Origin of the sequence: Mammaliicoccus sp. J-M40 (assembly GCF_022386395.1) — a bacterium.
Classification (GTDB): Bacteria; Bacillota; Bacilli; order Staphylococcales; family Staphylococcaceae; genus Mammaliicoccus; species Mammaliicoccus lentus.
On the sequence record NZ_JAJNIQ010000016.1, the window covers coordinates 1 to 18,347 of the forward strand.

The following is an 18,347-nucleotide window of genomic DNA, read 5'->3' on the forward strand; positions in this document are numbered from 1 at the left end:
CGTTCCGCGAGAGTAGGACGTTGCCGGGCAAATATTTATAAAATGGATGCGATGAGCCGCACTCGAGACCTGTTAGGTCTCTTTTTTTTGATTTAATTTAATATAGGTTCAGGGTAATCTAAACCCCGAACCTATATTACGAAATGATAATTTTTTATAAAATTGATTATTCTGAGATAGAAGCTCTATGCGAACTGTTGGGAAAGTTTCTTGCAAATGCTTTATCATGCTTTCTCCGTATCCTTGTGATCTATATTCTTTGGCTACTATAATCTCAGTAATATACAATGTTAAAGATTCATCTGTTAAAAATCGAGTATATCCGACAAGTTCTTGATTATCTTCAATAACGATAATTTTAGAAGTCATGAGTAATTTTGATAATAGCTCTTTAGTAAATGTATGCCAGCCTTCTGCTTGTGTGATTTTATATAATGCGTCTACATCTAAATCGATAGCGTTTCTAATTTGCATGTTCCTCACTCCTCTTTAATTGTAGTATAACGTAATAGGTTTAACTTTAAAATGACGCTCATTGTAATCATTGCTATAATGAGTTAAGAAAGTTATATAAGAGGTAATTAAGAGGTAATTAAAATGAGTTTATATGATAAAATACAATCTATTCAAGATGAAAATTCAATATCATTACATGTGCCAGGTCATCACAATAATACGATTGGTTATTTAAAAGAAATAAATTTAGGTATGGATATGACCGAAATAACCGGTTTAGATGATTTACACCAACCTGAAGAGGTCATACGAGAAAGTATGATGAAAATGGATAGATATCCAAATCATTATGCGCGATACCTTGTTAATGGGACAACGGTTGGGATTTTATCAGTCATATATGCTGTTAAACATTTAGATGGCGATATATTAATACCCAGAAACGCGCATAAATCTATATATAATGCATTAAGTTTAACAAACCAAAAAGCTATATGGATGCCTATGACAGTTTCGGAGGAGACAGGTCAGTATGATGGAGTAAAAAGCTTAGATACTTTAGACTTATCTAATGTAAAATTAGCGATTTTTACGTACCCTAACTATTATGGAGAAGTATTTGACATTCAATCACATATACAATTGTTAAAAGCTTATGGTGTTCCTACATTAGTAGATGAGGCACATGGTGCACATTTTGGTATAAGTTCATACTTTCCTCAGTCTTCTATCATGTATGAAGCAGATATTGTTGTGCAGTCTTATCATAAAACGTTACCAGCTCTAACAATGGGTTCTGTTATGTATATAAGAAAAGAACTTCCTATACAACAACGTATTGAGGAATATTTGACGATGTTACAAACTTCTAGCCCTTCTTATTTAATAATGACAAGTTTAGAGAAAGCAGAACTGTTTTATAAACATTATAATGATAAGCTATTTAAACGTTTACGAATGATACTTATTCAGACTTTAAAAGAAGTAGGTTTAAAGGTGGGAAGTCTAGCGGACCCTCTTAAATTATTAGTATCACATGAAAAAATGACAGGTGAGCAAGTAAAACAAATATTTGAACAATCAAACATTTATGTTGAATTGAATGATGAAAAATATATATTACTTGTTTTGCCGTTATGGCATGAAGGCGATATTTTTCCGTTTGAAGTATTAATTAATAAGATTAAAAGTCTTAAATTGGATTATTATTATCAAGAAAAAGGCCGGGCTAAATTTGATTTACCTGTTACTTCTGGCATTTATGTGCCTATAGAAGTTAAAGATGCAATAACAATAGATTTGATAGATGCAGTCAATAAAATCTCTGCAGTAGATGTTATACCTTACCCTCCAGGCATACCTGTAATATTAAAAGGTGAATACATAAAAGGCGACGTCCTTAATTCTCTTTTACATTGGATAGATAGTGGTGGTAGAGTAGAAGGTATAATTAACAAGCAAATAAAGATAAAGGATGAACACTAAATGGGTCAGTTTATTACATTTGAAGGGCCAGAAGGTTCTGGAAAGACAACTGTTATACATAAAGTTTATGAAAAATTAAATAAAGAATATAATGTTATTATAACTAGAGAACCAGGTGGTATAAAAATCAGTGAAGCAATTCGCAAATTACTGTTAGACAGTGATGATGATATGGACGAACGTACAGAAGCACTTTTATTCGCAGCAGCAAGAAGGCAACATTTAGTCGAAAAAATCATTCCACAACTTGAGGATGGTGGCATTGTACTATGTGATCGTTTCGTAGATAGTTCATTAAGTTACCAGGGTTACGCTCGTGAAATTGGGGTAAAGGAAGTACAAGCAATTAATGAATTTGCTATTGAAAATCTTTATCCAGATTTAACGCTTTATTTTGATGTACCTGCAGAAATTGGTTTAAACAGAATTAAAGATAATCAAAGAAATGCAAATCGTTTGGATAAAGAAAAAATAGAGTTTCATCATAAGGTTACAGATGGGTATAAAAAGTTGATATCTGAGTACCCAGATAGAATTAAAGTTATTGATGCTACACAATCATTGGAAAAGGTTATAGAAGACGCTTATTTCGCTATTGTAAATCATCTAAATCAAGTTTAAAATATGATATAATATATAAAGAGGTGTTTATTTATGAAAATGGTTATAGCGATTGTCCAAGATCAAGATAGTCAAAATTTATCAGAAGCGCTTATAGAGAAAGATTTTAGAGCTACAAAGCTTGCTACAACAGGTGGATTTTTAAGAGCTGGTAATACAACATTCCTATGCGGTGTAAAAGATGAGCGAGTAGACGAATTATTACGACTCATAGATGGAACTTGTGGTAATCGTGAACAACTTGTTTCACCTATCACACCAATGGGAGGCAGTGCGGATTCTTATATACCGTACCCAGTTGAAGTAGAAGTTGGTGGCGCAACAGTATTTGTTATGCCAATCGAACAATTTCATCAATTTTAGAACTGATTAGCTGCCATTAGTGCAGCTTTTTTATTGCAAGGAGCGTAGAAAATGCAATTAAAAGAAGAGCTTGATCAATTATTGAGTGCTGAACAGTTATCTCACGCTTATTTATTTGAGGGAGATAATATGTTTGAAATGAAGACGACAGCTATGTATTTTGCTGAACAAATTCTTTGTAACAATGAGGGGAATTGTATTACAAAAGTACAAACAATGAATCACCCTGATTTTATGTATATACAAACTGAAGAAACAACTATAAAGAAACAACAAATAGAAGAATTGCTTAGAAAAATGAATCAAAAACCAATAGAAAGTAAATATAAAGTTTACATTATTGAAGCTTTTGATAAACTAACAGTACAAGGTGAAAATAGTATACTTAAATTTTTAGAGGAACCACCTCCAAATACAATAGCCTTGTTATTAACAACAAAGAAAGATCAAATTTTACCAACGATACATTCGAGATGTCAGCTTATCCATTTTAAACCGGCATCAAAGGAGACTTTTATAGAAGATTTACAAGCATCCGATATTTCCGCTGCAATTGCGCACACATTGAGTTTTGTAACATCGGATAAGGATGAGGCTATTTCTTTAACTGAAGAACAATTATTTACACAATTGAGAAAATCTGTTGCTAAGTTAGCAGATTTAATGGTTAAAGATCACCAGATGGCTTTAATATATTTAATTGATTGTATAAAAGTTGCGAATACACGACCTTTGCAACAATTATTTTTAAATAGTTTAAATGCTTATTTTCAAGATGTATTACATGCTAAAATAGAGTTGGATTCAATTAAAGCGTTTCCAGATTTGGATGCACAGATTGTAAACACTAGTACACAATTATCTTTAAGCGATATTTCGAATTATATACAGTGCATTACTGAAGCTAATCGTAAATTAGCGCAAAATGTTAATGCGACATTAGTTTTTGAACAGATGGTTATAAAAGGGAAGAGGTGATTAAATGTATGAAATCATAGGCGTACAGTTTCAAGAAGCTGGGAAGAAAGAATATTTCTCTCCAAACGGAGAAAGATTCAAAGAAAATGATTTAGTTGTTGTAGAATCTAAACGTGGAGTAGAGTTAGGACAAGTTAAATTAACTAATCGTCATGTAGGCAAAGATGATGTGGTTTTACCTTTGAAAGAAGTTATACGTCACGCTACAGATGAAGATGTCGAAAAATATCATTCAAATTTAGCAGAGGCTGATAAAGCATTGGCACTGTGTAAAGAGATGGTAGCGACACATGAATTGAACATGAGATTAGTAAATTGTGAATATACACTAGATAAGAGTAAGGTTATATTTAATTTTACAGCTGATGACAGAATTGATTTTAGAAACTTAGTAAAATCATTAGCATATGAATTAAAAACACGTATTGAGCTTAGACAAATAGGTGTGAGGGATGAAGCGAAGTTATTAGGTGGTATTGGTCCATGTGGTCGTTCGCTTTGTTGCTCGACATTCTTAGGAGATTTTGAGCCTGTATCTATAAAAATGGCTAAAGATCAAAATCTTTCGCTTAATCCAACAAAAATTTCCGGTGCATGTGGTCGTTTGATGTGCTGTTTAAAATATGAAAATGATTATTACGAAGATGTAAGAAACGAATTGCCAGACGTGGGTACTACTGTTGTAACACCTGAGGGAGATGGTAAAGTCGTAGGATTAAATATTCTAGATATCACGATGCAAGTTAAAGTGAAAGGTTTCGAACAACTTTTTGATTATAAACTTGATGAATTACTTGAAGTCCATTCATAAGGGAGGATTTTACTGTGAATAGGGACGAGTTGTTTGAAACAATTATGATGTTAGAAAATGAACTTAAACAAATTAATGCGCATATGGATAAACTGAAGAACCAAGCAGTCGAATTGGTTGAAGATAATGTTGCACTTCAGATGGAAAACGATAGTCTGAAACGGGTAGTTGAATCCAATGAAACAACGCATAATAAAAAACCAAATAAAAAGGTAAGACCTCTTCAAAGTAAAGATAATCTAGCTATGTTGTATCATGAAGGTTTTCATATATGTCGAGGAGAATTATTTGGTAAACATAGACAAGGTCAAGATTGCTTGTTTTGTCTAGAGGTACTTAATAGAGAATAGGGTAATCAGGCATCTTGCATGCCTGATTTTTTAAATGAGGTGATTTCGTGTTACATAAAGGTGAAAGATTAGATCAACTTTTAAGAGAAAAATTTGAAATTATTCAAAATGATGATGTGTTTTCCTTTTCTACTGACGCATTATTGTTAGGTGATTTCGTTCAAACAAGAAATAAGGATAAAGTGATGGATTTATGTTCTGGTAATGGTATTATCCCGTTACTTTTAGCTCATAAATCACTATCTGAAATTCAAGCAGTAGAAATTCAAGAAACATTGGTCGACATGGCTCAAAGAACAATTCAGCATAATCATTTACAAAATCAAATTTCGATAAAACAATTAGATTTAAATAAAGTAACAACTGAATATGCACCGGCGACCTTCGATGTTGTCACGGTTAACCCACCTTATTTTAAAGAAAATCAACAAATGAAACATCAAAAAGAAGCGCATAAAATAGCAAGGCATGAAGTTTATTGCACACTTGAGGATGTTGTAAGAGCAAGTAAACATTTACTCAAGCAAGGTGGTAAATTAATGATGGTTCATAGAGCAGAAAGACTGATGGATGTCTTAACGCACTTTAGACTTTTTAATATAGAACCAAAGAGATTAAGACTTGTATATAGTAGTCCTTCTAAAAAAGAAGCAGTAACGATATTGGTAGAAGGACGGAGCGGTGGGCAACCTGGTTTGAAAATTGAACAACCATTTTATATTTATAATACAAATGGTGAATATTCTGAAGAGATGAAGGAAGTCTATTATGGATAAACATTATACATATATATTAGAATGTAAAGATCAAACATTATATACTGGATACACTACTGATTTAGAACGCAGATTAAAGGTGCATAATGATGGTAAAGGTGCAAAATACACAAAAATAAGACGTCCCGTTAAACTTGTATACCATGAAGAGTTTGATAATAAATCAGAAGCATTAAAAAGAGAGTATGCCTTAAAACAATTGACTAGAAAACAAAAGTTATTACTCATAAAGGAGGGATAGCATGTCAACTTTACATTTAGTAGGCACCCCAATAGGAAATTTAGAAGATATAACATATCGCGCCGTAAGAATTTTAAAAGAGTCAGATTATATTTTTTGTGAAGACACTCGTGTAACGTCAAAACTTTGCCAACACTATGAAATACACACACCATTAAAGTCTTATCACGAACATAATAAAGATAAAGCTTCAGAGCAGATTATTGATTATATGGAAGATGATAAACAAATTGCTTTAGTCTCTGATGCTGGTTGTCCTTGTATCAGTGATCCAGGTTATGAACTTGTAAACCAAGTTAGAGAAGCGGGATTCCTTGTGGAAACTATTCCTGGACCAAATGCCGCTATTACAGCATTAATGACAAGTGGACTACCGTCATATAAATTTGTATTTTTAGGATTTTTACCAAGGCAGGCTAAAGATAAGCATGAAGTATTAGATAAATGGATGCATAGGGAATCGACAATGATGATTTATGAATCACCCTACCGTGTAAAACAAACATTAAAAGCTATATCTGAAATAGACTCAGAAAGAAAAATAGCAATCGGTAGAGAGTTGACTAAAAAGTTTGAACAAGTTGAAACAGGGTCGGTTGAAACAATTGAAAATATGTTAGAAGACGATTCTATACCACAAAAAGGTGAGTTTGTTATTCTTATAGAAGGTATAGATGAATCCAGTCAGACAGAACAATGGTGGAAAGAAATGGACTTAAAAGAACATGTTGATTCGTACATTAATGAACAAGATATGCGTTCTAAAGATGCTATTAAACAAGTCGCTTTAGATAGAAATATGAAAAAGAGAGATGTATATGAAGCATTTCATATAGATAATTAAAATAAGAGCCTGAGACAATTAATTATGTCCCAGACTCTTTGATACATATAGTAAGTAATTATTTAGATTTTTTTTCAATCTCATTCATTAATTGCTGAGCGCCTTCTTCGCTTAATACGATTTTACCATCTGCTAAAACAAAGTTTTCTTCAGAAACATCGCCAGTAACCTGACAAGTCATGTTAGGTGAATATTTCTTTAGAATAATTCTGTCATCATCAGTGTAAATCTCTAAAGCGTCTTTCTCAGCAATGTCTAATATGCGTCGTAACTCGATAGGAATTACTACACGGCCTAGTTCATCTACTTTACGAACGATTCCAGTTGATTTCATTTCTTTACCTCCGTTTAATAAAACCATAATTATCTAATTCGACATTCATTCGACAATTATATAAATAGTATACTAATACGTATTGAAGAAATTGTCAATAAAATAATAAATTGTATACACTTAATTATTCGACATTAAAACCACATTTGCGCGCTTTACCATAATAAGGAAATATTGAAAAAATGCTAAATTTTCGGTATATTATATAGATAAGATATTAGGAGGAAACGCTGATGACGAAAGAGACTTTTTACATTTCGACACCGATTTATTATCCGAGCGGGAATTTACACATAGGTCATGCTTACACAACGGTTGCCGGTGATGTAATAGCTAGATATAAACGGTTACAAGGATATGATGTTCATTACTTAACAGGTACAGATGAGCATGGACAAAAAATACAAGAGAAGGCTAAAGAAGCTGGATTATCAGAAATTGAATATTTAAATGGTATTGTCGAAAATATTCAAGCGTTATGGAAAAAATTAGACATTTCAAATGATGATTTTATTCGTACGACAGAAAAACGACACAAAGTGGTTGTTGAAAAAGTCTTTGAAAAATTATTAGCGCAGGGAGATATTTATTTAGGTGAATATGAAGGATGGTATTCAATACCAGATGAAACATACTACACTGAAACACAATTAGTAGATCCAGTTTATGAAGATGGAAAAATTGTTGGTGGTAAAAGCCCTGATTCAGGACATGAAGTCGAGCTAGTTAAAGAAGAAAGCTATTTCTTTAAATTAGATAAATATTCGGATAGATTATTAAAATTCTTTGATGAAAACCCAGACTTTATTATGCCTATTTCTCGTAAAAATGAAATGGTTAATAATTTCATCAAACCTGGTTTAGAAGATTTGGCCATCTCAAGAACAACTTTTGATTGGGGTATTAAAGTGCCTTCTAATCCTAAACACGTTGTTTATGTATGGATAGATGCATTAGTAAACTATATATCAGCTTTAGGTTATTTAACTGATGATGATGAGCTGTTTAAAAAATACTGGCCAGCAGACGTTCATTTAATGGCTAAAGAAATTGTTAGGTTCCACGTTATAATATGGCCGATTTTATTAATGGCTTTAGATATACCTTTACCTAAGCGTGAATTTGCTCATGGTTGGATTTTAATGAAAGACGGTAAAATGAGTAAATCTAAAGGTAATGTTGTTGATCCTAACGTATTAATTGATAAATATGGCTTAGACGCTACAAGATATTACTTAATGAGAGAATTACCATTCGGTGCAGATGGTGTGTTTACGCCTGAGGCATTCGTAGAACGTACGAATTATGACTTAGCGAATGATTTAGGTAACCTAGTTAATCGTACAATTGCTATGGTAAATAAATACTTTAACGGTGTTCTACCTAAATATAAAGGTCAATTACATCCTCTAGATGAAGAAATGGAAAATATGGCTATTGATACAAAAAATAATTTCTATGAAGCAATGGAAAACATGCAATTCTCAGTTGCGTTGGCAGAAGTTTGGAAGCTTATTAGCCGTACAAATAAATACATCGATGAAACAACACCTTGGGTATTAGCTAAAGATGAAAATGAACGTGAAATGTTAGAAAACGTAATGATTCATTTAGTTGAAAATATTAGGTTTGCTGCAGTGTTATTACGTCCGTTCTTAACACATGCGCCTTATGAAATTTTCCGCCAATTAAACTTGGAAAAAGGAAAGTTAGATACGTTCGAAAGCATCGAAACTTATGGTGCTATTGATGAAGAAATTACAGTCATCTCCAAACCAGAACCTATTTTCCCAAGACTTGATGTTGAAGAAGAAGTAGCTTTCATTAAAAATTCAATGCAAGGTGGCACTACTCCTGAAGAAGAGCCAGAAGAAGAAAATAAAAAAGAAGAAAATCCTAGTAAACCTGAAATAACGATTGATCAATTCGATAAAGTGGAAATTAAAGCTGCAACAGTAACTGGAGCAGATTATGTAAAAAAATCCGATAAATTATTGAAAATCAAAGTAGATTTAGGTAACGAGAAAAGACAAATTGTTTCAGGTATTGCTGAATTTTATAAACCTGAAGATATAGTTGGTAAAAAAGTTGCAGTTGTAACGAATTTGAAACCAGTTAAATTACGTGGTGAATTATCTGAAGGTATGATACTTTCTGCCGAAAAAGATGGCACGCTTACTTTAGTAGGATTACCTAACGCAATTCAAAATGGTTCAATTATAAAGTAATGAATTGGAAGGAAGATATGAATGCTAATAGACACACATGTTCACTTGAACGCTGATCAATACGATGATGACTTACAAGAAGTAATCGATAGAGCGCTATCTGAAGGTATCGATAGAATGTTTGTCGTTGGTTTTGATACAAAAACAATAGAGAGAACAATGAAACTCATCGATCAATACGACTTTATTTATGGTATTATCGGCTGGCATCCAGTCGATGCAATCGACTGTACAGATGAACGTTTAGAATGGATAGAGTCATTATCTAAACATCCTAAAATTATTGGAATAGGTGAAATGGGATTAGACTACCATTGGGATAAGTCACCAAAAGATATCCAAAAAGATGTGTTTAGAAAGCAAATCGCATTAGCTAAACGAGTTCAATTACCAATCATTATTCATAATAGAGAAGCAACACAAGATTGTGTAGATATTTTGAAAGAAGAAAACGCTAGTGAAGTTGGCGGTATTATGCATAGCTTTAGTGGTTCTAATGAAATAGCTGACGAAATTTTAAAAATGAATTTCTATGTTTCGTTAGGTGGCCCAGTGACTTTTAAAAATGCTAAACAACCTAAGGAAGTAGCTAAGCATGTTCCGTTAGATAGATTATTAGTAGAAACAGATGCGCCATTCTTATCACCTCACCCATATAGAGGGAAAAGAAATGAGCCTGCTCGTGTAAAACTTGTTGCCGAACAAATTGCAGAGTTACGTGGTCTCACGTATGAAGAAGTTTGTGAAGCAACTACCGAAAACGCTGAAAGATTATTTAAATTATAAAATAAGATGCCCCAAAACGGTTGTTTTGGGGCATCTTTAAAGAAGGTAAACTTTATGAAAATAAATGAATTTGTGGTAGTAGAAGGTAGAGATGATACGGTCAATGTTAAACGTGCCATCGATTGCGATACTATAGAGACAAATGGTTCTGCTGTTTCTAAAGAAATTTTGGAGGTCATTAAGCAAGCACATGAAAAACGTGGTGTTATTGTACTTACTGACCCTGATTTCCCGGGTGATAAAATTCGAAATACGATTAAGCAATATGTTCCAAGTGTTAAACATGCTTTTATCCCAAGAGACAAAGCTAAAAACAAAAGAGGTAAAATAGGTGTAGAACATGCGTCGGTTGAAACAGTGAAAGAAGCGTTAACTAATGTAAGTTCACCATTAGAAGCTGATGTAGAAACTATTGATAAAGCTGTATTAATTGATTTGGGATTAATTATAGGGCCAGAAGCAAGAAGAAAAAGAGAAAAACTATGTAGTAAGTTGAATATTGGACACTCGAATGGTAAACAATTATTAAACAAACTCAATGCTTTCGGTTATACTGAAAAAGATGTAAAAGAAGCGCTTGGATATAAAGAGGAGTGACATAATGAACGAAAAAGATATCGCAACACCTAAACGCACAAAAGCGTTGTTAGACCAATATGGCTTTAAATTCAAAAAAAGTCTAGGTCAAAACTTTTTAATTGATACAAATATCATCCAAAAAATCATTTCAGCGAGTGACATTGACGAAAATACAGGTGTTATTGAAGTTGGGCCAGGTATGGGTTCATTAACTGAGCAATTAGCAAGAGTAGCTAAAAAAGTTCTAGCCTTTGAAATTGATCAAAGATTAATACCTGTATTAGAAGATACGTTGAATCCATATTCAAATGTAACGATTGTAAATGAAGATATATTAAAAGCCAATGTACAAAAAGAAATTGATCAACATTTAAAAGACTGTGACAAGATTATGTTAGTTGCCAATTTGCCATATTATATTACTACGCCTATATTGATGAATTTATTAGAAAATGATTTACCAATTGATGGCTTCGTTGTCATGATGCAAAAAGAAGTGGGCGAAAGATTAAATGCTAAAGTAGGCAGCAAAAGTTATGGTTCATTATCTATTGCATGTCAATACTATACTGAAACTGAACGTGTTTTAGTAGTCCCTAAGACCGTCTTCATGCCGCCACCGAACGTTGATTCAATTGTAATAAAACTTACAAAACGGACTAAACCAGTTGTAGAAGTCGACGATGAACAAAAGTTATTTAAATTAACAAAAGGTGCATTTACACAAAGAAGAAAGACTATTTTAAATAACTATATTAGTACAATCAAGGATGGCAAAGTGCATAAAGATGAAATTATTGAATGGTTAAACGAATCAAACATAGACCCTAAAAGGCGCGGGGAAACGCTAACAATACATGATTATGCACATCTTTGTAACAATTTGAAAAAATACCCTAATTTATCTGTATAAATATATTGACAACGTCCTCTCAAATTGATAAAATTTAAATTTTATTTGACAAAATCTTGCTATCATAGTATAATATTCTATATAGCGAGGTGGGTCAATATGCCGAAGACTTTAGTAGACATCAAAAAAATATTGGATTGTCAATTAGGAAATCGTATTGTACTTAAAGCTAATGGAGGACGTAAGAAGTTAATTGAGCGCAGTGGTGTGCTTAAGGAAACGTATCCATCAGTTTTCGTGGTCGAATTAGATCAAGAGAAACATAATTTTGAGCGTGTATCTTATACATACACTGATGTATTAACTGAGAATGTCCAAGTAACTTTTATGAATGAACATAAAGAAGAATTTATTGTTCAATAATCATAAAGTTCACAATAAAAAACTCTACGCGATATGACTGTGATATGGCGTAGAGTTTTTTTGTTGCAAAAAAATAGGATAAAGCTCATACTTTCTAACATTTATTTATGGTAAAATCATAATAATAAGTTTTAGAAAGGGCAAGTATATGATTTATGAGACAGCACCAGCAAAAATTAATTTAACACTAGATACTTTATACAAACGTGATGATGGTTATCACGAGGTGGAAATGATTATGACAACCGTTGACCTAAATGATAGACTGTCTTTTGAAAAAAGAGAAGATGGTGAAATTGTCATCGATGTAGAGCATAATTTTGTTCCAAGTGATCATAGAAATTTAGCTTATAAAGCTGCAAAATTAATGAAGGACAAATACAACATAAAAGACGGTGTGACGATTTCTTTAGAAAAAAGCATTCCTATTTCAGCTGGTTTAGCAGGTGGCTCTAGTGATGCTGCTGCTACTTTTAGAGGTTTGAATAAACTTTGGGGGATCAATGACTCGTTAGAAGCATTGAGTGATTTATCAGCGGAAATTGGGTCGGATATTTCTTTTTGTATCTATGGAAAAACGGCGTTATGTCGTGGTAGGGGAGAGCAATTAACGCATTTACCTAAACCACCATCAGCTTGGGTTATCATAGCCAAGCCAGACATCGGCGTCTCTACACCCAAAATTTATGGCGCTTTAACTTTAGAAGAGACATCTAAAGTTTTAACGAAAGAATGCCAGCAAGCTTTAATAGACGGTGATTATGAACGTTTATGTAAGTCGTTAGGTAATAGCCTTGAGAGTGTTACTATGGGACTATACCCAGAGGTTGAAAAGCTGAAAAACACTATGACAAATACAGGTGTGGATGCAGCATTAATGAGCGGAAGCGGTCCGACTGTTTATGGCTTTGTTCAAAAGGAAAGGCAGGCTAAGCAAGTCTATAATGCTCTGAAAGGATGCTGCAAAGATGTATTCATTGTGAGATTACTTGGATAGCTTTGTTAAAACCGTACGATTATAGTATAATTGTGGCAAAAATACGGATAGAGAATGGAGTTTTATAAATGAGGTTTAAACGAAGTGAGAGAATCGTTTATATGACACAGTATTTATTGAAACATCCTAATGAGTTAGTGCCGTTAACTTACTTTGTGAATCATTTTGGACAAGCAAAGTCTTCTATAAGTGAAGACATACAAATCATTAAAGAAACTTTTCAAGCAGAAGGTTTAGGGATTATTGAAACTACTGCAGGTGCTAGCGGCGGTGTAACTTACCGACCGAAAATGTACAAGAAAGAAGCGATTGAATTAATTGAAGATTTGTGTGAATTGCTTAAAGAGAGAGAAAGATTATTACCAGGCGGCTATTTATTTATGTCAGATCTTGTTGGTAACCCTAAACTTTTAAACCAAGTTGGGGAACTTATCGCAACGATGTACATGGATGAAGAACTTGATGCGGTTGTTACAATTGCAACTAAAGGGATATCGTTAGCTAATGCAGTAGCGAAAGTGCTCAATTTACCTGTTGTGGTAATTAGAAAAGATAATAAAGTAACAGAAGGATCAACGGTTTCAATTAACTATGTATCAGGATCTTCAAGAAAAATTGAAACAATGGTTTTATCTAAACGAACATTGCCTGAATATTCAAATGTATTAATAGTAGACGACTTTATGAGAGCAGGTGGCTCAATCAATGGTGTTATCAATTTGATGAATGAGTTTAAAGCAACTGTAAAAGGGGTATCAGTACTTGTAGAATCAAAAGAAGTTAAACATCGTTTGGTTGAAGATTATACATCTTTAGTGAGATTGTCGAATGTAGACGAATACAACCAACAATTTTCAGTAGAAGAAGGCAACTGTTTAAAAAGATTTAATTAAGAAGAGAGGGTTAATCATCATGAAAAGTATAAACGCAACAAACGCTCCAGAAGCATTAGGACCATACTGCCACGCTGTAGTGGTAGATAATCTAGTATTTACTTCGGGGCAAATACCGTTAAATCAAAAAGGCGAAATTGTATCAGATGATGTAAAAGTGCAGACTGAACAAGTCATCGAAAACTTAAAAAAAGTACTTGAAGAAAGTGGCGCTTCTTTAAATAATGTCGTGAAATCTATGATCTTTATTAAAGATATGAATGATTTTCAAGATATTAACTCCGTATATGGACAATATTTCAATGAACATTTGCCTGCTAGAAGTTGTGTTGAGGTTGCGCGCCTACCTAAAGATGTTAAAGTTGAGATTGAAATGATCGCAAAAATACAATAATATTCTTCAATTTAAATGATGCTGCTACTTAAAAAAGACAAACAGGGGGCACACAAGTCATGAAGGTAACAGATGTGAGATTAAGAAAAATCCAAACAGATGGAAGAATGAAAGCTTTAGTTTCTATTACATTAGACGATGCTTTTGTTGTTCACGATTTAAGAGTAATTGAAGGGAATTCAGGTTTATTTGTAGCTATGCCAAGTAAACGTACACCCGACGGAGAGTTCCGGGATATTGCTCACCCTATTAACTCTGAAATGAGACAAGAAATTCAAGAAGCAGTCATGAAAGTTTATGATGAAACTGATGAAGTAATCATTCCGAAATCTGCTAAAGATGAGGATTCTGAATCAGAAAATCAAAATGAAGATGAAAATGAAGAATAAAAATTGGAATAGGCATACGCAAAGCTTGTGTCTGAAATAATACAGGAGAAATTCTTAGTTTGATAAGAGTTTTTCCTGTTTTTTTATACAATTATTCAACAACGGTTAATTAATGATGAATAAAAATACTATTCATTAAATTTTTATTTAATGCGTTAATGCTTTGTCTTTACTATATATCATGAATATTAAAGACGATTATTTTGTGAAATAATTTCTGTGTTTAATAACTCTTTCTTGATAGTCGTACACAAATTAAATTATAATAAGATAAAGTGCGTTTAAATGGAGGTTTTTCAAATGCGAAAACATGCAGTCATATTAGCGGCTGGTAAAGGAACAAGGATGAAATCTAAACTCTATAAGGTGCTACATCCTGTTGCTGGAGAAGCCATGGTTCAACATGTTATAGATAGCGTGAAGAATGCGGGTGTTGAGACTGTTGTTACAGTTGTTGGACACGGTGCTGAAGTAGTAAAAGAAACACTTGGCGATTCATCGCAGTTTGTACATCAAGAAGAACAACTAGGGACTGCACATGCAGTTAATACAGCTAAGGAATTATTGAATGACAAAAAAGGTACAACAATCGTTGTATGTGGGGACACACCACTTATTACTGAAGATACAATTAGCTCATTAATAGCGTTTCATGAATCAGAAAATGCAAAGGCTACAGTATTATCTGCAAAGGTGAATAATCCATTTGGCTATGGCAGAATTGTTCGAAATGAACAAGGTGACGTCTTAGAAATTGTTGAGCAAAAAGATGCTTCAGAAGAGCAAAATGCAATAAATGAAATTAGTTCAGGAATCTTTGCTTTTGATAATGAAAAGTTATTCCAAACTTTAGAAGAAGTTAAAAACGATAATGCTCAAGGTGAATACTATTTACCTGATGTTATAAGCATTTTAAAAGCACAAAATGAAAAAATATCTGCTTATGTTACGGAAGACGTAGATGAAATCATGGGTGTTAATGATAGAGTCCAATTATCACAAGCAGAACAAAAAATGAAAGAACGTATTAATTTGAGACATATGATAAATGGTGTTTCCATCATCGATCCAGCTACTACATATATTGGGAAAAAAGTTACAATAGGTGAAGATACGGTAGTTGAACCAGGTGCAAGAATCGGTGGTAACACTGTAATAGGAAAAAATGTTACGATTGGCATGAATTCTGATATCAAAAATAGTACAATTGAAGATGATGCCACAATTAAACAATCTGTCATTACAGATTCATTTGTTGGTAAATCCTCTACAGTTGGACCGTTCGCTCAATTAAGACCGGGAACAGAACTAGGAAAAGAAACGAAAATTGGTAATTTTGTAGAGGTTAAAAAATCCGTGTTGAAAGATGGCGCTAAAGTATCTCACTTAAGTTATATTGGTGATGCTGAAGTCGGCGCAAGAACAAATATTGGCTGTGGTTCAATCACTGTTAATTATGACGGAATAAACAAATTCCAAACTAAAATAGGAGATGATGCATTTATTGGATGTAATTCAAATCTAGTTGCACCAGTAGAAGTTGGCGAAGGAGCATTTATAGCTGCAGGTTCAACCATCACAGATAATGTGCCAGATGAAAGCTTAGCACTAGGTCGTGCAAGACAGACTACAAAAGAAGGATACTATAAAACGAAATAAAAGGAGCCGTCAAAAAAATGAGTCAAAATGATATCGGAGGAACAAAAATGTTGCATACTGAATATAAGAATTCGTCATTAAAAATATTTTCACTAGAAGGTAACCAACCTTTAGCCCAAGAAGTTGCAAATTTAGTAGGTATTCCATTAGGTAAGTCTACAGTAAAAAGATTTGCTGATGGCGAAGTGCAAATTAATATCGAAGAAAGTATCCGTGGTTGTGATGTGTTCATCATTCAACCTACTTCATATCCAGTAAATGAACATTTAATGGAATTGTTAATTATGATAGATGCATGTAAACGAGCATCAGCTGCTAATATTAATATCGTTATGCCTTATTATGGTTATGCAAGACAAGACCGTAAAGCGAGAAGTCGTGAGCCTATTACTGCTAAATTAGTAGCGAATATTATTGAAAAAGCTGGCGCGAGCAGAATGATCGCGTTAGACTTACACGCTCCTCAAATTCAAGGATTCTTTGATATACCTATTGATCATTTAATGGGTGTTCCAATTTTATCTAATTATTTCTTAGAAAAAGGATTAGACCCTGACAATACTGTTGTTGTATCACCTGATCATGGTGGTGTTACAAGAGCGCGTAAAATGGCGGATCGTTTAAAAACGCCAATTGCTATTATTGATAAGCGTCGTCCGAAACCTAACGTAGCAGAAGTTATGAACATTGTTGGAGACATAGATGGTAAAACAGCAATCATCATCGATGACATCATTGACACTGCGGGCACTATTACTTTAGCAGCAGATGCTTTAGTTAAAAAAGGTGCAAAAGAAGTTTATGCATGTTGTACACACCCTGTTTTATCTGGACCAGCACGTGAACGCATTGAAAATTCAAGAATTAAAGAATTAGTTGTTACAAACTCTATTCAATTGCCAGAAGATAGAAAACCTTCAAATGTTAAAGAATTATCAGTAGCAGAATTATTAGCTCAAGCAATTGTTCGAGTATATGAACAAGAATCAGTTAGTGTGCTATTTGATTAATTGTCATTAATCGTGTATAATAACAAACGGTTCATTTTTAAATGAACTAAATAACCACTTACAAGCAACGATTTATGTTGATGGGTAAGTGTAGGAGCGCTTAATGCGCATGAATGAAAGGTGGAAAAGATAATGGCTTCATTAAAGTCAGTTATCCGTCAAGGTAAACAAACTCGTTCTAGTTTACGTAAACTAAGAGCATCAGGTATTATCCCAGCAGTTGTATATGGTTATGGTGCTAAAAATACATCTGTTAAAGTTGATGAGGTTGAATTCATCAAAACTATCCGTGAAGTTGGACGTAACGGAGTTATTGAATTAGGTGTTGGTTCTAAATCAATTAAAGTTATGGTTTCTGATTACCAATATGATTCACTTAAAAACCAAATCACTCATGTTGACTTCTTAGCAATTAACATGAAACAAGAATTAACTGTTGATGTACCTGTAGTATTAGTAGGTGAAGCAGTTGGTGCTTCTGAAGGTGGCGTAGTTCAACAACCATTATTCGACTTACAAGTAACAACTACTCCAGACGCTATTCCTGAACATATCGAAGTTGATATTAGTGAATTAGCTATCGGTGATAGTTACTTAGTAGGAGACTTAGATGCAACTGATAAATATGCTATCGAAAACGATAAAGAAGAAGCAGTTGTAACTGTAGTACCTCCAACTGAAGAACCAGCTGAAGATGCTGAAGAAACTGCAGCTGAAGATGCTGATGCAGTATCACAAGAAGCTGAAAAAGAAGAAGAATAATTCTTTAATCTTTTAAAAGGAGTCTGGGACATATCAATGTCTCAGACTCTTTTTTGTCTAATTTTATAATGATATAAGTATAGTTAGATGAAAACTAACGTAAAAATGCTATAAT

23 protein-coding genes are annotated in these 18,347 nt (G+C 33.3%); 21 read left to right on the top strand and 2 right to left on the bottom strand.

Annotated features, from left to right (window positions below):
* Window positions 1-108: 108 nt before the first annotated feature.
* Complete coding sequence (locus LQ688_RS13005; protein WP_016999931.1) at window positions 109-474, bottom strand: GNAT family N-acetyltransferase; 366 nt, start codon at window positions 472-474, stop codon at window positions 109-111.
* Window positions 475-597: 123 nt separating this feature from the next.
* Between LQ688_RS13005 and LQ688_RS13010 the strand changes: the two genes are divergently transcribed.
* The 9 genes from LQ688_RS13010 to rsmI are packed head-to-tail and all read left to right on the top strand — an operon-like array spanning window position 598 to window position 6,925.
* The gene (locus LQ688_RS13010) at window positions 598-1,941 is read left to right on the top strand and encodes an aminotransferase class I/II-fold pyridoxal phosphate-dependent enzyme (RefSeq protein ID WP_103268917.1); all 1,344 of its coding nucleotides are present in this window, start codon (window positions 598-600) and stop codon (window positions 1,939-1,941) included.
* The gene (gene tmk / locus LQ688_RS13015; RefSeq protein ID WP_064205214.1) at window positions 1,942-2,562 is read left to right on the top strand and encodes a dTMP kinase; all 621 of its coding nucleotides are present in this window, start codon (window positions 1,942-1,944) and stop codon (window positions 2,560-2,562) included.
* 33 nt (window positions 2,563-2,595) lie between these two features.
* Window positions 2,596-2,925, top strand: a complete 330-nt coding sequence (locus LQ688_RS13020) for a cyclic-di-AMP receptor (protein ID WP_016999928.1) — start codon at window positions 2,596-2,598, stop codon at window positions 2,923-2,925.
* Between the two features lie 51 nt (window positions 2,926-2,976).
* The gene (locus tag LQ688_RS13025) at window positions 2,977-3,903 is read left to right on the top strand and encodes a hypothetical protein (RefSeq protein WP_016999927.1); all 927 of its coding nucleotides are present in this window, start codon (window positions 2,977-2,979) and stop codon (window positions 3,901-3,903) included.
* A 4-nt stretch (window positions 3,904-3,907) separates the two neighbouring features.
* Complete coding sequence (locus tag LQ688_RS13030; RefSeq protein WP_016999926.1) at window positions 3,908-4,714, top strand: PSP1 domain-containing protein; 807 nt, start codon at window positions 3,908-3,910, stop codon at window positions 4,712-4,714.
* A gap of 14 nt (window positions 4,715-4,728) precedes the next feature.
* A complete protein-coding gene (gene yabA, locus LQ688_RS13035; protein ID WP_016999925.1) occupies window positions 4,729-5,064 on the top strand; it encodes a DNA replication initiation control protein YabA in 336 nt (111 codons plus the stop codon).
* Between the two features lie 47 nt (window positions 5,065-5,111).
* Window positions 5,112-5,840 (top strand): tRNA1(Val) (adenine(37)-N6)-methyltransferase, encoded by a 729-nt coding sequence (locus tag LQ688_RS13040; RefSeq protein WP_103268916.1) that lies wholly within the window; start codon window positions 5,112-5,114, stop codon window positions 5,838-5,840.
* Entirely contained in the window at window positions 5,833-6,081 is a 249-nt protein-coding gene (locus tag LQ688_RS13045; RefSeq protein WP_103268915.1) for a GIY-YIG nuclease family protein, read from the top strand. Before LQ688_RS13040 ends, LQ688_RS13045 begins: the two co-directional genes overlap by 8 nt.
* A 1-nt stretch (window position 6,082) precedes the next feature.
* Window positions 6,083-6,925, top strand: a complete 843-nt coding sequence (gene rsmI / locus LQ688_RS13050) for a 16S rRNA (cytidine(1402)-2'-O)-methyltransferase (protein ID WP_016999922.1) — start codon at window positions 6,083-6,085, stop codon at window positions 6,923-6,925.
* 58 nt (window positions 6,926-6,983) lie between these two features.
* Here the strand turns inward: rsmI and LQ688_RS13055 are convergent, their stop codons facing one another.
* Complete coding sequence (locus LQ688_RS13055) at window positions 6,984-7,259, bottom strand: AbrB/MazE/SpoVT family DNA-binding domain-containing protein (RefSeq protein ID WP_016999921.1); 276 nt, start codon at window positions 7,257-7,259, stop codon at window positions 6,984-6,986.
* A 233-nt stretch (window positions 7,260-7,492) separates the two neighbouring features.
* On the opposite strand from LQ688_RS13055, the gene metG reads away from it, so the two are divergent.
* The 12 genes from metG (at window position 7,493) to LQ688_RS13115 (ending at window position 18,232) form a co-directional block, all read left to right on the top strand.
* Complete coding sequence (metG, locus tag LQ688_RS13060) at window positions 7,493-9,487, top strand: methionine--tRNA ligase (protein ID WP_103268913.1); 1,995 nt, start codon at window positions 7,493-7,495, stop codon at window positions 9,485-9,487.
* Between the two features lie 21 nt (window positions 9,488-9,508).
* Complete coding sequence (locus LQ688_RS13065) at window positions 9,509-10,273, top strand: TatD family hydrolase (RefSeq protein ID WP_016999919.1); 765 nt, start codon at window positions 9,509-9,511, stop codon at window positions 10,271-10,273.
* A 54-nt stretch (window positions 10,274-10,327) separates the two neighbouring features.
* Entirely contained in the window at window positions 10,328-10,870 is a 543-nt protein-coding gene (gene rnmV, locus LQ688_RS13070; protein WP_103268912.1) for a ribonuclease M5, read from the top strand.
* A 1-nt stretch (window position 10,871) separates the two neighbouring features.
* Window positions 10,872-11,765 carry a 16S rRNA (adenine(1518)-N(6)/adenine(1519)-N(6))-dimethyltransferase RsmA gene (gene rsmA, locus LQ688_RS13075; RefSeq protein ID WP_275044925.1) on the top strand — a complete coding sequence of 298 codons (894 nt, stop codon included), beginning with the start codon at window positions 10,872-10,874 and terminating at the stop codon, window positions 11,763-11,765.
* A gap of 99 nt (window positions 11,766-11,864) precedes the next feature.
* A complete protein-coding gene (gene veg, locus LQ688_RS13080) occupies window positions 11,865-12,128 on the top strand; it encodes a biofilm formation stimulator Veg (protein WP_016999916.1) in 264 nt (87 codons plus the stop codon).
* 148 nt (window positions 12,129-12,276) lie between these two features.
* Window positions 12,277-13,125 carry a 4-(cytidine 5'-diphospho)-2-C-methyl-D-erythritol kinase gene (gene ispE, locus LQ688_RS13085; RefSeq protein WP_147641214.1) on the top strand — a complete coding sequence of 283 codons (849 nt, stop codon included), beginning with the start codon at window positions 12,277-12,279 and terminating at the stop codon, window positions 13,123-13,125.
* A 68-nt stretch (window positions 13,126-13,193) separates the two neighbouring features.
* On the top strand, window positions 13,194-14,018 hold the full coding sequence (gene purR / locus LQ688_RS13090) for a pur operon repressor (RefSeq protein WP_016999914.1): 825 nt from the start codon (window positions 13,194-13,196) through the stop codon (window positions 14,016-14,018).
* 19 nt (window positions 14,019-14,037) lie between these two features.
* Window positions 14,038-14,412, top strand: a complete 375-nt coding sequence (locus LQ688_RS13095) for a RidA family protein (RefSeq protein ID WP_016999913.1) — start codon at window positions 14,038-14,040, stop codon at window positions 14,410-14,412.
* Window positions 14,413-14,471: 59 nt separating this feature from the next.
* Window positions 14,472-14,801 carry a septation regulator SpoVG gene (spoVG, locus tag LQ688_RS13100; RefSeq protein WP_064205207.1) on the top strand — a complete coding sequence of 110 codons (330 nt, stop codon included), beginning with the start codon at window positions 14,472-14,474 and terminating at the stop codon, window positions 14,799-14,801.
* Window positions 14,802-15,101: 300 nt separating this feature from the next.
* Window positions 15,102-16,460, top strand: a complete 1,359-nt coding sequence (gene glmU / locus LQ688_RS13105; RefSeq protein WP_016999911.1) for a bifunctional UDP-N-acetylglucosamine diphosphorylase/glucosamine-1-phosphate N-acetyltransferase GlmU — start codon at window positions 15,102-15,104, stop codon at window positions 16,458-16,460.
* Between the two features lie 47 nt (window positions 16,461-16,507).
* On the top strand, window positions 16,508-17,470 hold the full coding sequence (locus LQ688_RS13110) for a ribose-phosphate diphosphokinase (RefSeq protein ID WP_026023668.1): 963 nt from the start codon (window positions 16,508-16,510) through the stop codon (window positions 17,468-17,470).
* Window positions 17,471-17,602: 132 nt separating this feature from the next.
* On the top strand, window positions 17,603-18,232 hold the full coding sequence (locus LQ688_RS13115; RefSeq protein ID WP_103268910.1) for a 50S ribosomal protein L25/general stress protein Ctc: 630 nt from the start codon (window positions 17,603-17,605) through the stop codon (window positions 18,230-18,232).
* Window positions 18,233-18,347 lie beyond the last annotated feature (115 nt).